The organism is Pseudomonas macauensis, assembly GCF_047902425.1.
In the GTDB taxonomy this organism is placed as follows: Bacteria; Pseudomonadota; Gammaproteobacteria; order Pseudomonadales; family Pseudomonadaceae; genus Pseudomonas.
Window position 1 is genome coordinate 1,329,766 of the sequence record NZ_CP138377.1, and the last position, 16,045, is coordinate 1,345,810.

At 64.9% G+C, this 16,045-nt stretch carries 6 protein-coding genes; 3 read left to right on the forward strand and 3 right to left on the reverse strand.

Annotated elements, in window-relative coordinates:
* Window positions 1-87 precede the first annotated feature (87 nt).
* Window positions 88-420 carry a tryptophan synthase subunit beta gene (locus SD196_RS06310; protein WP_275610512.1) on the reverse strand — a complete coding sequence of 111 codons (333 nt, stop codon included), beginning with the start codon at window positions 418-420 and terminating at the stop codon, window positions 88-90.
* Window positions 421-534: 114 nt separating this feature from the next.
* Entirely contained in the window at window positions 535-9,615 is a 9,081-nt protein-coding gene (locus SD196_RS06315; protein WP_416311187.1) for a retention module-containing protein, read from the reverse strand.
* A gap of 342 nt (window positions 9,616-9,957) precedes the next feature.
* Here SD196_RS06315 and SD196_RS06320 point away from each other — a divergent pair, with 342 nt between their 5' ends.
* From SD196_RS06320 to SD196_RS06330, 3 genes are read left to right on the forward strand one after another with little or no spacing between them, the layout of a single operon-like run.
* The gene (locus SD196_RS06320) at window positions 9,958-11,310 is read left to right on the forward strand and encodes a TolC family outer membrane protein (protein ID WP_275610514.1); all 1,353 of its coding nucleotides are present in this window, start codon (window positions 9,958-9,960) and stop codon (window positions 11,308-11,310) included.
* A 49-nt stretch (window positions 11,311-11,359) separates the two neighbouring features.
* The gene (locus SD196_RS06325; RefSeq protein WP_275610515.1) at window positions 11,360-13,516 is read left to right on the forward strand and encodes a type I secretion system permease/ATPase; all 2,157 of its coding nucleotides are present in this window, start codon (window positions 11,360-11,362) and stop codon (window positions 13,514-13,516) included.
* Window positions 13,517-13,529: 13 nt separating this feature from the next.
* Window positions 13,530-14,876: an HlyD family type I secretion periplasmic adaptor subunit gene (locus tag SD196_RS06330; RefSeq protein WP_416311720.1), complete on the forward strand. Its 1,347-nt coding sequence runs from the start codon at window positions 13,530-13,532 to the stop codon at window positions 14,874-14,876.
* A gap of 464 nt (window positions 14,877-15,340) precedes the next feature.
* On the opposite strand, the gene SD196_RS06335 is transcribed toward SD196_RS06330, so the two are convergent.
* A complete protein-coding gene (locus SD196_RS06335; RefSeq protein WP_416311188.1) occupies window positions 15,341-15,982 on the reverse strand; it encodes an NAD(P)-dependent oxidoreductase in 642 nt (213 codons plus the stop codon).
* Between the last annotated feature and the right edge of the window lie 63 nt (window positions 15,983-16,045).

Genomic DNA, 16,045 nt, shown 5'->3' on the forward strand with positions numbered 1-16,045 from the left:
CGGCGTATAACGTCGAGCGTTATACGCCCTACGCTCCTCGCCCACAGGCTTTGCAGGGCGCCTTTCCCTGCAAATGAAAACTGGGCCTCAGATCAGCCCCGTTTCCTCATCGTCATTGATCAACCGGGTCAGCCCGCCCAGGGCCTCACGGGCCTGGGTCCGGTTGAGCAGCTTGGAGCGCGCCGCCGGCGGCAGGTCGGTGATACGGATGACGCCCTTGGCGATCAGCACCGAGATCAGGTCGTCCAGCACCCGAATCATGTCCAGGTCGCTCTGCTTGAGGTGCAGCAGGCTGCTCTCGGCGGCCTGCCAGGCCAGGATGTCCGGATGGTCGGCCGGCAGCGTTCCGGTCATCCCTTCGAACTCGGCGTCTTCGACGCGCGCCAGTTTTCCTTCGGCGTTGCGCTGGATGTACAGCATCGACCCGTCCCCATTGTCGGATGTGAAAGTACGCCAGCGGCGCCATCGCAAAGGATGGCGCCGCTGGCGCGATGGCTGAGCCTGACTCTTTCGCTGCCTGGCGGCAACGGGGAATCAGTGATGCTCAGTCTTGACCACGGGATCGGAGCCCGCCACCAGTTTGTTGACGATCTCGGTGGAGGTCGAACCGTAGCTGGTCAGGTCAACGCCGCTCAGCTTGATGGTGACGTCTGCACCGCTGTTGACCTGGCCGGTGGTGCTCACCTGCAGGGTCGAGGTACTGGTGTCTACCTTCAGGTAGCTGAGGATGTCGTTCTGCGCGGCATCCGGCAGCAGGTCGCTGATGTCGATGCGGTCGCCTTCACCGGCATTGAAGTCGGTGATGGTGTCGTTGCCGATGTCGCCGGCCTTCCAGATGAAGGTGTCGGCACCCGCACCGCCGGTGAGGATGTCATTGCCCTGGCCGCCGGTGAGCTGGTCGCTGCCGGTGCCACCCAGCAGGATGTCATTGCCGCCCTCGCCGAACAGGAAGTCGTTGCCGCCCTGGCCGTAGAGGATGTCGTTGCCGTCGCCACCGTAGAGATTGTCGCTGCCGCCACGGGTGTCGCCGTCGACGTTGAACAGCGCATGGTTCTCCTTGATGAAGCTGTACATCTCTTCGGAGGTCGCGGCATGGCCGTTCTTCAGCTCCAGGAACGCCGTCAGTGCGCTGACACCGGAGCCCGCCGGCAGCTCGGCCGGCTTGACCGGGTTGCCGTTGACGCCCCAGGGCAGGTTGTCGGTGTTGATGCTGTCACCGAAGACGATGTCGTTGCCCGAGCCTGCGTGGACGGTGTCGTTGCCCGACGGCGCGAGGTCCGAGCTGCTGGAGCCGCCGTGCAGGGCCGCATTGAGCTGGTCGGCCTGGGTGACGATATCGACCTGGCCGACCGGGGCAGTGACCAGGTCGTTCCGGGTGATGTTGTCGATGGTGACGGTGGCGTTGTCGTTGTTGCCTTTGCTCGTGTAGTCGTTGAGCTCGAAGTCCAGGCGATAGGTGCCTTCGCCCACGGCGTTGGTGGTGAAGTTGCTGCCGCCGGTATTGAAGGCGATGGTGTGCTGCTCGACCTGATCCCAGCCGCCGTCGGCCCGCTGCTTCTCCAGGGTCCAGGTGAATTGGTCGCCCTTGGTCAGGTTCTTGGTGAAGTCGAAGCTGAAGGTCGAGGTCTTGCCCGCCGCGACCGACAGGTTCGAGCTGATGGCGCTGCTGGCGCCGCTCTTGACGTGGGTGTCCATCATCTGCAGCGTGCCGCCGCTAACGCTGACCGAGCCATTGCCGTCGGTGGCCTTGCTCCATCCGCTGGGCAGGCTGGCGCTGCCGCCCTCGAAGTCGAACAGGGTGGTGCCCTTGTAATAGGTCACGGAGCCCGCGCCGGTGACATTGGTGTTGTCGAAGTACTTGAGCGTTGCTTCGTTAACGTTGGTGCCGATGCCGATCGCACGGACCTCGCTGAGCGCCGACAGGTTGGCGAAGGCCTGCGTGGTGTTCTGCATCAGACTGCCGCTGCCGGTGGACTCGGTCGGGTCGCCGTCGGTGAGGAACAGCGTGACGTTCTCATTACCGTTCTGCTGCCCGTTGAACCAGTTCACCGCCTGGCCGAACGCCTCCTGGTAGTCGGTACCGCCGCCAGCCTGCAGGCCCTCGTACTGCGAGTTGCCGATGGCATCGGTCAACAGCTTGATGTTGGCATCGGTCAGGTCATTCACGCTGACCTTGATGCTGGCGGTGCTGTTGAAGCCGATCAGCGCGATGTTGATCACGCCATCGTGGCCCTTCAGCTGGTCGGCCAGTTTGAGCAGCGCGTCCTTGACCAGCTTCATCCGCGTGTCGTTGTAGTTCCAGGTACTCCACCCGGCCAGGTTGTCGCCCATGCTGCCGGAAGTATCGACGATCAGGGCGATGTTGTAGTTGGTGCCCGGCTGGGTGACGGTCAGGATGCCGCCCACATCGCCCAGGATCACGTCATCGCCCGGGCCGCCGGTCAGGGTGTTGTCGCCGTTGGGATCGGTGCCGGGGATCTGTACCTGGCCGACATGGATGTCGAAGCCGTGGGTCGCCGAGGTATCCACGCCACCATTGGCGGTGCCGCCGCTGTCCTGCACGGCGAAGTCGAAGTGCGCGTTGCTGCCCGCGGCGTCCGGCACGAAGGTCAACTTGCCGCTGGCGATGGCGCTGGGGTCGATGGCCTGGCCGGCCACGACCTTGCTGCCGTCGAGCCACAGGGTGCCGGTATCGGGCAGGGACTTGATGATGACCGCCTGCAGGCCCTGGGACTGGCCGTCCGCGCTGTCGTTGAAGGCGAAGTCGTTCAGCCCGAAGGTATAGGTCTTGCCGGTGTAGATGCTGGCCGTGGCATCTGCCGACAGCGGCGCGTCGTTCACCGAGTTGACGTTCAGGGTGATGGTGTTCGGCGTCGGATCGAAGGCACCAGCGCTGTCCTTCACCGAGAAGGTGAAGTCGGCGTAATGGTTGCCGCTGGCGTTGGCCGCCGGGGTGAACACCAGGCCGCCCAGCTGGCTGGCGGCGATCACCTGGCCGGCGACCACGGCTACACCGTTGAGGGTCAGGCTGCCGGCGGTCGGCAGGCCGTCGATACGTACGGCGCTCAGGCTGTCGCCCTGGTCCACGTCAGTGAAGCCGAAGTCGGCGGCGCTGAAGGTGCGGCTGCTGTCCTCGTTGAGGGTGATGCTGTTGTCGGCGCCACTGGGGGCGTCGTTGACCGCGTGTACCTGGATGTCCAGCGGCAGGGTGGTGGTCGCCTGGTCGTGGTTGCTCGCCTCGGTGGAGGTGGCGTTCACCTGCAGGGTAATAGTGCCGTTGGCATTGGCCGGCGGGGTGAAGGTCAGGGTGGAGAGGTTCCAGCCGGTGACGTCCACACTGCCGTTGCTGGCGTCGGCGGTGAAGCTGTGGATGCCGTCGCTCAGGATGGCCCCATTGGGGATGCCACTGATGCTGATCGACAGGCTTTCCGAACCGTCGGTATCGACCAGCGCCGCGTTGATCTTCGACAGCGGGATGCTGCTGTCTTCGTTGCCCTCGTTGGGCCCGAAGACGGTGTAGTGGCCCTGGCCATTGCTGCCGACCAGGTCGCCCAGGCGCTCGCCCGCACCGGTCAGCTCGCCGGTGTTGTGGTAGACCAGTGCGTTGCCGGTGCCGAGGGTCTGCGCCGCGCTGCCGTTGTCGGACATCTTGAGGTTGTAGCTGCCCGGGCCGCTCTGGTTGTGCTGGTAGAGCGCGAGGGTGTAGTAGCCGCTCTCGGTGGGCGTGAAGGTGCCGCTGAACTGGCCGCTGGTGCCGCCCCAGGTGGCTTCGGCGACGTTGGTGCCGCCGACGACCAGGCGGATGCTGTCATCGCCTGTACCGCTGAAGGTATAGGTGTGGCCGGCCTCAAGGAAGATCAGGCCGCTGACCTTGTTGGCGGTGCCAGCGCTGACGCTGGAGTTGCTCACGCTGTTGATCGAGCCGCTGCTGTTGGGCGTGCCGGCACCATCGATGACCGATTGCAGGGTGGAAGGCGCGGCGCCGCTGCCGTTGCTGCCCAGGGCGAGCCCAGCCCAGCTTTCCAGGGTCAGGCCGGTGGCCGGAGGATGGCCGCTGCTGCTGTCCAGGCTGAGGTTCGGCTTGTCCGCCACGGCGATGACGGTCACGTTCACCGTCGAGGTGGAGGTACCACCTTTGCCATCGCTGATGCTGTAAGTGATGGTATCGGTGCCGCTGAAGTTGGCCTTCGGCGTGTAGGTGACGGTGCCGTCGTCGTTGATCACCAGGGTGCCGTTGTTGGCGCTGGCTGCGGTGACGGCCAGCGGGTCGCCGTCCACATCGCTGTCGTTGTTCAGCACGTCGATGGTGACGGAGCTGTCCTCGTTGACGGTGGCGCTGTCGGGGGTGGCAACCGGGGCGTCGTTCACCGGGGTGACGGTGAGGTTCAGTGTCGAGCTGCTGCCGGTGTTGGTGGTGTAGGTGATCTCGGGGACCGAGCCGTTCCAATCCTTCGCCGGGGTGAAGCTGTAGTTGCCGTCGCTGCCCAGGGTGAAGCTGCCGACGCCGCTGATGGCCGCGCTCTGGCCGGCGTTGAAGCTGCCGTTCACGCCCGCGATGCTGAAGCTGGCGACGCTGAGGACGTTGTCCACGTCGTGGTCGTTGGTCAGCACGTTGCCGCTGGCAGGGGTGTCTTCGGCGACGGTTTTGCTATCCGGGGTCAGAACCGACGGATCGTCCACCGGGGTGATGTTGGCGAAGCTCAGGTCGGCGGTGGCGGTCAGTTTGCCGTCGCTGACGGTGTAGGTCGCGGTCGGCACCGGGCCGTTGTAGTTCGGCACCGGGGTGAAGGTGAAGCTGCCGTTGCTGTTGATCACCAGCGAGCCGACGCCATTGATCGTCGCGGTATCGCCGGCGGCGTAGTTGTTGCCGCCAATGGTGAAGCCGGTGACGGTCAGCTTGTCGCCGTCGACATCACTGTCGTTGGTCAGCACGTTGCCGGTGGCCTGGGTGTCTTCAGTGATCGGAGTCGGGCCGTCATTCAGGGCGATCGGCGCGTCGTTCACCGGAGTGACATCGATCGTCACGATGGATTCGACATAACCGCCGTTGCCATCGCTGATGCCCACGGTGAAGCTGTCGGGGCCGTGGTAGTTGGCGTTCGGCGTATAGACGTACTGGCCGGTCGCGCTGTCCAGGGTCAAGGTGCCGTTGGCCGGCTCCTTGCCGCTGACCACGGCGTAGCTGAGGGTATCGCCGTCGATGTCGCTGGCCGAGATCTGGCCGGGGATCGAGGTGTCTTCCGGCCCGCTGACGGCCTGGTCGGCGGTGGTGGGAGCATCGTTCACCGGGGTGACGTTGATGTAGACGGTGGCAGTGTCGATGCCGCCGTGACCGTCATGGACGCCATAGGTGAAGGAGGCCTGGCCGGTGAAGTTCGGCGCCGGGGTAAAGATCAGCTGGCCGCCGACGACGTCGAACGTGCCATTCACCGGGTTGCTGACCATGTAGACGGAGAGGTGATCGCCGTCTACATCGGTGTCGTTGCCGGTCAGAGCGCCGAAGTCGCCAAAGTTGAAGGTCAGCGGCGTGTCTTCGGCGACGGTGAAGTGGTCATCGTGCGCCACTGGCGCATCGTTAACCGGGGTGATGCTGACGTCCAGGGTGCTGCTGAAACCGGTATTGGTGGTGTAGGTGACCTGGGGCACCGCACCATTCCAGTCGGGCAGCGGGGTGAAGCTGTACTGGCCGTCGGTGCCCAGGGTGAACTCGCCCTTGCCGGCGATATTGACCACGGAGCCGGCGGCATAGCTGCCGGGCAGGCCGGCGATGCTGAAACTGGCGACACTCAGCAGGTTGTCGACGTCCGAATCGTTGGTCAGCACGTTGCCCGTGGCGGGGTGGTCTTCTTGTGCGCTGCCAGTGTCGGCGACCAGCACGGAGGGGTCATCCACCGCAGTGACGGTGATATGCACGGTACCGGTGGCGACGTTGCCGTTGCCGTCGTGAATCCCATAGGTGAAGGAGGCCGGGCCGCTGTAGTTGGCCGTTGGGGTGAAGACCAACTGGCCGCCGACGATGTCGAGCGTGCCGTTCACCGGGCTGCTGATCATGTACACGGAGAGATGGTCGCCGTCGGCATCGGTATCGTTGCCGGTGAGCGCGCTCAAGTCACCGATGTTGAAACTCAGCGGGGTGTCTTCGGCGATGGTGAAGTGATCGTCGTTGGCAACCGGCTTGTCCTGCACCGGAGTGACGGTGATGTCCAGCGTAGAGCTGCTGCCGGTATTGGTGGTGTAGGTGATCTGAGGGACCGAGCCGTTCCAGTCTGCCGCCGGAGTGAAGCTGTAGTTGCCATCGCTGCCCAGGGTGAAGCTGCCGACACCGCTGATGGTCGCGCTCTGTCCGGCGGTGAAGTTGCCACTCACGCCAGCGATGCTGAAGCTGGCAACGCTGAGGACGTTATCCACGTCGTGGTCGTTGTCCAGTACGTTGCCGGTGGCAGGATTGTCTTCGGCAACGGTGTTGGTGTCCGCGGTCAGTAGCGACGGGTCGTCCACCGGGCTGACATCGGCGAAGCTGAGTTCGGCGCTGGAGCTCAACTGGCCGTCGGTGACGGTGTAGGTCGCACTGGGCACCGGGCCGTTGTAGTCCTGGGCTGGAGTGAAGGTGAAGCTTCCGTTGCCGTTGATCACCAGCGAGCCTACGCCGTTGATCGTCGCGGTATCGCCGGCGGCGTAGTTGTTACCTCCGATGCTGAAGCCGGTGACGGTCAGCTTGTCGCCATCGACATCAGTGTCGTTGCTCAACACGTTGCCGGTGGCCTGAGTGTCTTCGGTGACGGCGCCCGAACCATCGTTCCGGGCGACCGGAGCGTCGTTCACCGGAGTGACTTCGATGTTGACCACCGATTCGACCGAACCGCCCTGGCCGTCGCTGACGACTACGGTGAAGCTGTCGGTGCCGTTGTAGTCCTTGCTCGGGGTGTAGGTGTACTCGCCGGTCGCCGGGTTCAGCACCAGGGTGCCGTGAGCCGGCTCAGTGCCCGGTTTCAGGGTGTAGTTGAGCGTGTCCTGATCGACATCAGTGGCGACGATCTGGCCACTGATCGGGGTGTCCTCGGCGGTGGTCTTGGACTGGTCTTCGGCAACCGGCGCGTCGTTAACCGGGGTGACTTCGATGTTGACCACCGATTCGACCGAACCGCCTTGGCCGTCGCTTACCACCACGGTGAAGCTGTCGGTGCCGTTGTAGTTCTTGACCGGGGTGTAGGTGTATTCGCCGGTGGCCGGGTTCAGCTCCAGGGTGCCGTGTTTCGGCTCGGCGCCGGACTTCAGGGTGAAGCTGAGCGTGTCCTGGTCGACGTCGGTGGCGACGATCTTGTCGCTGACCGCGGTGTCCTCGGCGGTGGTCTTGGATTGGTCTTCGGCGATTGGCGCGTCGTTCACCGGAGTGACTTCGATGTTGACGACCGACTCCACCGAACCGCCTTTGCCATCGCTCACCACCACGGTAAAGGTGTCAGTGCCGTTGTAGTCCTTGGCCGGGGTGTAGGTGTATTCACCGGTGGCCGGGTTCAGCTCCAGGGTACCGTGCTTCGGCTCGGCGCCGGACTTCAGGGTGAAGCTGAGCGTGTCCTGGTCGACGTCGGTGGCGACGATCTTGTCGCTGACCGCGGTGTCCTCGGCGGTGGTCTTGGACTGGTCTTCGGCAACCGGGGCGTCGTTCACCGGAGTGACTTCGATGTTGACGACCGACTCCACCGAACCGCCTTTGCCATCGCTCACCACCACGGTAAAGGTGTCAGTGCCGTTGTAGTCCTTGGCCGGGGTGTAGGTGTATTCGCCGGTGGCCGGGTTCAGCTCCAGGGTGCCGTGTTTCGGCTCGGCGCCGGACTTCAGGGTGAAGCTGAGCGTGTCCTGGTCGACGTCGGTGGCAACGATCTTGTCGCTGACCGCGGTGTCCTCGGCGGTGGTCTTGGACTGGTCTTCGGCAACCGGGGCGTCGTTCACCGGAGTGACTTCGATGTTGACGACCGACTCCACCGAACCGCCTTTGCCATCGCTCACCACCACGGTAAAGGTGTCAGTGCCGTTGTAGTCCTTGGCCGGGGTGTAGGTGTATTCGCCGGTGACCGGGTCCAGCTCCAGGGTACCGTGCTTCGGCTCGGCGCCGGACTTCAGGGTGAAGCTGAGCGTGTCCTGGTCGACGTCGGTGGCGACGATCTTGTCGCTGATCGCGGTGTCCTCGGCGGTGGTCTTGGACTGGTCTTCGGCGACCGGCGCATCGTTCACCGGGGTGACTTCGATGTTGACCACCGACTCCACCGAACCGCCTTTGCCGTCGCTTACCACCACGGTAAAGCTGTCGGTGCCGTTGTAGTCCTTGCTCGGGGTGTAGGTGTACTCGCCGGTCGCTGGGTTCAGCACCAGGGTGCCGTGAGCCGGCTCAGTGCCCGGTTTCAGGGTGTAGTTGAGCGTGTCCTGATCGACATCAGTGGCGACGATCTGGCCACTGATCGGGGTGTCCTCGGCGGTGGTCTGCGACTGACCGGCAGTAACCGGCGCGTCGTTCACCGGGCTGACATCGCCGAAGTTCAGCTGCGCGGTATCGCTCAGCCGGCCGTCGCTGACGGTGTAGGTCGCGCTCGGCACCGGGCCGTTGTAGTTCTGCGCCGGGGTGAAGGTGAAGCTGCCGTCGGTGTTGATTACCAGCGAACCCACGCCACTGACGCTGGCGGTCTGGCCTGCGGCGTAGTTGTTGCCGCCGAAGCTGAAACCGGTGACGGTCAGCGCATCGCCGTCGACGTCGTGGTCATTGGTCAGCACGTTGCCGGTGGCCGGGGTGTCTTCGGTCACGGCAGCCGGGCCGTCGTTGGCGGCCTCCGGGGCATCGTTCACCGGGTTCACGCCGACATTGACGGTGATGGTGTCGCGGCCGCCCTGGCCGTCACTGACCACCACGGTGAAGCTGTCGTTGCCGTTGAAGTTCTGCCCGGGAGTGTAGGTGTAGGTACCGTCGGCGTTGACCACCACGGCGCCATTGCGCGGGGCCTCGCCCAGATCGAAGCGCAGCGGATTGCCGTCCGGGTCGTTGGCGCGCAGCCGGCCGCTGACCGGGGTGTCTTCATCGGTGCGAAGGGTGGCGTCCTGGCCTCGCGGGTCGTGGTTCGGTCCGCGCTGGTTCTGCGCGCCCTGCTCCTGCTGTTGCCGGCCGCCGGCCTGGCCATTGTTTGCAGTGCCGAAGCCGATGTTCGGGTCGACCCGGCCACCCGTCTCGCCGAGCATCACGAAGCTGTGGCCGCCGCCCGCAGCGCCGGAGCCACCGGTGGACGCCGACGGACCTGCCGCGGTGGGCGCCAGGGCCTGGGTCGGGTCTAGGCCGGCGGCGATGGCTTTCTGCAGGTCCTCGGTGCTCGGAACAGAGAGTTGTGCTTGCGCGTGCGCGGGCGCGGGCGCCACGTGCGGCAGGTCGGCGCCGCTCCACTGGCTGTCGCGGCCCAGGTCGACCACGCGGCCGTTGCCGGTATCCAGGGTCACGGCGCCGGCGGCGCCCGTGACCAGCTGCTCACCCTGGTAGATGCGGTCACCCTCGACCAAGACGCGCTGGGCGCCTTCGGGAGATACCGCGACTACTTGCCCGATGATGCTTTTGACGACGGCGACGACGCTGCTCATGCACTTCTCCTGATGAGGCTTACCTGGTGTGCCGGCCGGGCGGCCGTTTTCCGTATCGGCGCCAGGGGCATTCCTTGTCATTCAGAGCGAAATATTTGGCGTCAGTAAATTGGCTTTATGTCAAAACGAAATTGCTTATATGCCAATCTATTGACCATTCGCGTGCCATCCTAAACAATTGGCAAATCGATGTCACTTTGATATCGAAGCGCCGCCCCAAATATTTTTCGTGAAATGGGTCACGTTTCCCGATGGGTCCTTGCAGCGTATTCGCCGGTCTTTTGACGCGCTTTGCGGCAATCGAATCGCTGCCGCAATCTCACTGATAAGGATGTTTTCCTCATGCGTCTGCGATTCGCTCAAGTAGTGCCCTTTGCCCTGTCATTCGTGCTTCCCGCCCATGCCGACACGCTCAACCAGGCGATGCAGAAGGCCATCGACTACCACCCGGAAATCCAGGCTGGCGTGAACAGTCGACTGGCCGCCGACAAGCAGCTGCGCGCCGCCCAAGGTGGCTATCTGCCATCGGTCGACCTGCTCGGTGGCTACGGTCGCGAAGGCACCGATTCGCCCACCACCCGCGCCGAGGGCAATGACCACTGGAAGACCATGAGCCGAGGCGAGTCCAGCCTGCGCCTGCAGCAGATGGTGTTCGACGGCTTCGCCACCTCCAGCGAAGTGGGCCGCCAGCAGGCCACCGTGAACTCCCGCGCCTACGCGCTGCTGGGCACCTCCGAGCGCACCGCGCTGGAAGTGGCCCAGGTCTATACCGACGTGCTGCGCCGCCAGGAGATGGTCCGTCTGGCCGAAGCCAACCTGAAGCGCCACCAGCAGGTATACGACCAGATCAGCCTGCGCAGCGCGCGCGGCGTCGGTCGCCTGGCCGACCAGGACCAGGCCGAGGCACGCCTGGCCCAGGCGCAGAACAACCTGTTCACCGAGAAGACCAACCTGGCCGACGCCCGCACCAACTACTTCAGCGTGGTGGGCAGCGAGCCGGTGGACCTGGCCGACCCCTCCGGCCTGAACGGCCAACTGCCGGCGGACCTGCAGGCGGCGCGCCGCCAACTGCTGGAAAACAGCCCGATCCTGCGCTCAGCGGAGTCGGACGTGGCGGCGGCGGAGAAGCAGTACGAAGCCGCGAAGTCGACCTTCTATCCAAGATTCGATGCAGAACTTTCCCGCGGTGCCGATAACAACATCGACGGCGATCCGGGCCACAACAACGAATGGCAGGCCATGCTGCGCATGCGCTACAACCTGTTCGCCGGCGGCAGCAACAAGGCCGAGCTGGAAGCCAAGTCGTACCAGGCCACCCAGGCACTGGATATTCGCAACAACGCCCTGCGCCAGTTGAATGAGGAACTCGGCTTGTCCTGGAACGCCCTGGAAAACGCCCGCGAGCAGCTGCCGATCGCCCGCCAGTACGTGGACTACAGCACCCGTGTGCGCGAGGCCTACCAACAGCAGTTCACCATCGGTGAGCGCACCCTGCTCGACCTGCTGGACAGTGAGAACGAACTGTTCAACGCGTCGCGTCGCGCGGTTGACCTGAAGTACACCGAACTGTTCACCCAGTACCGCATCAAGGCCACCCTGGGCGAGCTGCTCAAGAGCCAGGGCGTGGTGGCGCCGATGGCGACCGTGGTGAGCACCGACGTCAAGCCGCAAGTCCAACTGCCGGGCCTGAACTGATCAGGTCCCCGGCCTTAACCCAGCCAGCCCCAACCTAGAGTGCTCCCGCGTGGATCAAGAAGTCAGTCGAGTTTCCTCACGTCACGATCCGCGCGGTCTGCTCGATGACCCGCTGCTGGACAGCCTGCTGACGCTCTGCCAGCTGCACCAGAAGCCGGCCAGTCGCGCCATGCTCACCAGCGGCCTGCCGCTGCCCGAGCAACGCCTGACCGCCGAGTTGCTGCCGCGCGCAGCGGCCCGCGCGGGCTTGCAGGGACGCCTGTTGCAACGGCGCCTGGAGCAGATTCCGGCGCTTGCGCTACCGGCCATGCTGCTGCTGCGCGAGGGACGTTGCGCGGTGCTGCTGGGTTGGGAAGGTGAGGGCCAGGCGCGCCTGCTGCTCAGCGAGAGCGACGGCGGCGAAGTGCGCGTGTCCCGCGAGCTGCTGCTGGAGGATTACAGCGGCCAGGCATTCTTCGCCCAGCCGCAGCACAAGTTCGACCTGCAGCACGGGGAGCTCATTCCCCGCGCCAAGAGCTGGTTCCGCGACACCCTGAAGCGCTCGCGCTGGCTGTATGTCGACGCCGTGGCCGCGAGCCTGCTGATCAACCTGATCGCCCTGGCCGCACCGCTGTTCGTGATGAACGTCTACGACCGCGTGGTGCCCAACCAGGCCGCCGCTACCCTCTGGGTGCTGGCCATCGGCATCAGCGGCGCCTACCTGTTCGACCTGCTGCTCAAGACCATGCGCGGCCTGTGCCTGGACCTGGCGGGCAAGAAGACCGACCTGATCATCTCGGCGACGCTGTTCGAGCGTATCGTCGGCATGAGCATGAAATACCGGCCCGCGCGGGTCGGCAGCTTTGCGCAGAACATCCACGAATTCCAGACGCTGCGCGACTTCCTCAACTCGCTGACCCTCACCACCCTGATCGACCTGCCGTTCACCCTGCTGATCCTGCTGGTGATCGGCATCATCGGCGGGCCGCTGGTGTTCGTCCCGCTGGTGGCCTTCCCGCTGGCCGCGGGTCTTGGCTGGATGCTGCAGAAGCCGCTGGTGGAAACCATGAACCGCACCATGGCGCTGTCCGCCGAGCGCCAGTCGAGCCTGATCGAGACCCTGGCCAGCCTCGACGCGGTGAAGGTGAACAACGCCGAGAGCGAGCGCCAGTACCTCTGGGAACAGACCATCGGTACCCTGAGCCGCCTGGAACTGCGGGTGAAACTGCTGTCGTCCCTGGCGATGAACAGCACCGTGCTGATCCAGGCGCTGGCCGGGGTGGTGATGATCATCGGCGGCGTCTACCTGATCATCGCCGGCGACCTGTCCATGGGTGGCCTGATCGCCTGCTACATGCTCAACGGCCGCGCCCTCGGCCCGCTGACCCAGCTCTCCGGGCTGATCCAGCGCTACCAGCAGGCGCGCCTGTCCATGGAGACCACCAACCAGATGATGGAACTGCCGCAGGAGCGAAGCGCCGACGAGCGTCCGCTGACCCGCTCGCAACTGCGCGGCGGCATCGAGATGCGCGAGCTGGATTTCGTCTACCCGAACCAGCAGGTGGCGGCGCTGCACGGCATCAACCTGCAGTTCCGTCCTGGCGAGAAGGTCGGCATCGTCGGCCGCAGCGGCTCGGGCAAGAGCTCCCTGGCCAAGCTGATCGTCGGCCTCTACCAACCGGACAAGGGCAACCTGCTGGTGGATGGCGCCGACGTGCGCCAGCTGGACATCAGCGAGCTGCGCCACAACATCGGCTACGTGCCGCAGGACATCAGCCTGTTCAGCGGCACCCTGCGCGACAACCTGGTCTGCGGGGCGCGCTACGTGGATGACGAGCGCGTGCTGGAGGTGGCCGAGCTGACCGGCGTGAACGAGTTCGTCCGCCTGCATCCGCAGGGCTACGAGCTGCAGGTCGGCGAACGCGGCCTGAACCTGTCCGGTGGCCAGCGGCAGAACGTCGCCCTGGCCCGTGCGCTGCTGCTCGATCCGCCGATCCTGCTGCTCGACGAGCCCACCAGCGCCATGGACAACGCCGGCGAAGAGCGCCTGAAGCAGCGCCTGCATTCGATCATCGGCGACAAGACGCTGCTGCTGGTCACCCACCGCGCCTCCATGCTCAGCCTGGTGGACCGCCTGGTGATCATCGACAAGGGGCGCATCATCGCCGACGGCCCGAAGGACGTGGTGATGGACGCATTGAAGAAGGGGCAGATCAGTGTCGCTTGATCCCAAAGGCAGCATTCGCCACAGCATCGGCGGTTATTTCAAGGGCGGCGACAACCTCTCCGGCCAACCGCTTCCCGAAGTCAGCAAGGCGCTGGTGGAAGACGCGCCGCGCGTGGTGCGCCTGACCATCTGGGTGCTGATCGGCTTCGTCCTGTTCCTCGGCCTGTGGGCGCACTTCGCCAAGATCGATGAAGTCACCCGTGGCGAAGGCAAGGCCATTCCCTCGTCCAAGGTGCAGAAGATCCAGAACCTGGAAGGCGGCATCGTCTCGCAGATCTTCGTTCACGAAGGCGAGGTGGTGCAGGCCGGCGAATCGCTGATGCGCCTGGACCCGACCCGCTTCCAGTCCAACGTCGGCGAGACCGAGGCCGACCGCCTGGCCATGTTCCTGCGGGTGGAGCGGCTCTCCGCGGAGGTGGAAGACCGCGCGCTGAACATTCCCGACGACGTGCGCGCCAAGGTGCCCGGTCAGGCCAGCAGCGAAGAGGCGCTGTTCCACAGCCGCCAGCAGCAACTCAAGGACGAGGTCGCCGGCCTTGAGCAGCAACTGGTGCAGAAGCAACAGGAGCTGCGCGAATTCGTCTCCAAGCAGGCGCAATACCGCAACAGCCTGGAACTGCTGCGCCAGGAAATCTCCATGTCCGCGCCGCTGGTGGCGCAGGGCGCCATGTCCCAGGTGGAACTGCTGCGCCTGAAGCGCTCGGAAGTGGAAAACCGTGGCCAGCTCGACGCCACCACCCTGGCGATTCCCCGCGCCGAGGCGGCGGTGAAGGAAGTCGAGCGCAAGGTCGCCGAGACCCGCTCGCGCTTCCGCAGCGACGCCCTGAAGGAGCTCAACGAGGCGCGCACTGAACTGAGCAAGGCCGAGGCAACCGGCAAGGCGCTGGAGGACCGGGTCAGCCGGACCCTGGTTACCTCGCCGGTGCGCGGCATCGTCAAGCAGCTGCTGGTCAACACCATCGGCGGCGTGATCCAGCCGGGCAGCGATCTGGTGGAAATCGTCCCGCTGGACGACACCCTGCTGGTGGAGGCACGCATCCGTCCGCAGGACATCGCCTTCCTGCGGCCGGGGCAGCATGCGATGGTCAAGTTCACTGCCTATGACTACACCATCTACGGCGGGCTGGAGGCGGACCTCGAGCAGATCGGCGCGGACACCGTCACCGATGACGATGGCAACAGCTTCTACCTGATCAAGCTGCGCACCCGCAAAAGCCACCTGGGCACCGATGACAAGCCGCTGCTGATCATCCCCGGCATGGTGGCCACGGTGGACATCATCACCGGCAAGAAGAGCATCCTGAGCTACCTGCTCAAGCCCATCCTGCGGGCCAAGGCGGAGGCGTTGCGGGAGCGGTGATCGACTTTGCATCCGCTCCTGCGGGCTGGGTTCTCCGGTTTCGTAGGAGCAACTGTCTTCTACCGGGTTGATCCCTGCCTGCGTCTCCCCCTCACCCCAGCCCTCTCCCTCCGGGAGAGGGAGCCGTCCGAGCCGGCTGACGCCAAGGTTTCATCCTGCACCGAACAGTCCCCTCTCCCGCTTGCGGGAGAGGGTTAGGGTGAGGGGCCTTTGATCTTGTAGGAGCGGAATCTGTCTACGATGCTTTTCGCTCGGGTGTTTTTGCGCCGCTTCGGTGTGCTCGGGGCGTATCTGGTTTCGCCTCTCGGCGAGTCCCTTTGTCAAACGTCGGATAGCCGCCTTCACAAAAGGAACTCGCCCGAGGGGGCGAAACGAAATCTCCCAGCACACGCCGAAGCGGCGCAAGAACACCGAACAAGACGAACAACTAACGCCGCCCCAGCCCAGTAAAAGGCGCCGAGCCATCAATATGCAACGGTAAACCGCTGCTGATGATGATTGGCCTGCTCGGCCTCGTCGATCATCGCCACCGCCAGGTCCGGCAGGGAGATGCGGCTTTCGCCCTTGTCATCGAACAACACCTGGTCGCCACCGATGCGGAAGCTGCCGGTGCGGGTTTCGCCGTCGAGCAGCATCGCCGGGCTGAGGAAGGCCCAGTCCAGTTCCTTCTCCGCTCGCAACTGGTCCAGCGCATCGGCCGCGCCCAGTGCACCTTGCTTCCATTGCTCTGGGAATTCCGGGCTGTCCACCAGGCGCTGGCCGGGGGCGATCTCCAGGCTGCCGGCGCCGCCGAGCACCAGCAGGCGCTTCACGCCAGCGGCCTTCACTCCGTCGAGAATGGCGCGGCTGCCTCTGGCGTGGGCATCGCGGATGTCCGGATTACCCCAGCCGGCGTTGAAGGCGCTGATCACCACGTCCTGGCCGGCGACGGCGCGGGCGACCTGGGACGGATCGTAGACATCGGCTTGAACCACCTTCAGGTGCTCGCGCGCCGGCAGTTTCGCGGGGTCGCGTACCAGGGCGCTCACCTGATGACCGCGACGCAGGGCCTCTTCGAGGAAGTAATGGCCAACGTGGCCGGTGGCGCCGATCAGGGCAATGTTCATGGAATCACCTTCTGTGGGATGGAGTGCCGCATCTCGGCGGCGGGTGATTCATCTTCGGCGCGC

Excerpts from the sequence above, each read along its gene's own strand:
- SD196_RS06310 (WP_275610512.1), bottom strand. The coding sequence starts at position 420 with ATGCTGTACATCCAGCGCAACGCCGAAGGAAAACTGGCGCGCGTCGAA.
- SD196_RS06315 (WP_416311187.1), bottom strand. The coding sequence starts at position 9,615 with ATGAGCAGCGTCGTCGCCGTCGTCAAAAGCATCATCGGGCAAGTAGTC.
- SD196_RS06320 (WP_275610514.1), top strand. The coding sequence starts at position 9,958 with ATGCGTCTGCGATTCGCTCAAGTAGTGCCCTTTGCCCTGTCATTCGTG.
- SD196_RS06335 (WP_416311188.1), bottom strand. The coding sequence starts at position 15,982 with ATGAACATTGCCCTGATCGGCGCCACCGGCCACGTTGGCCATTACTTC.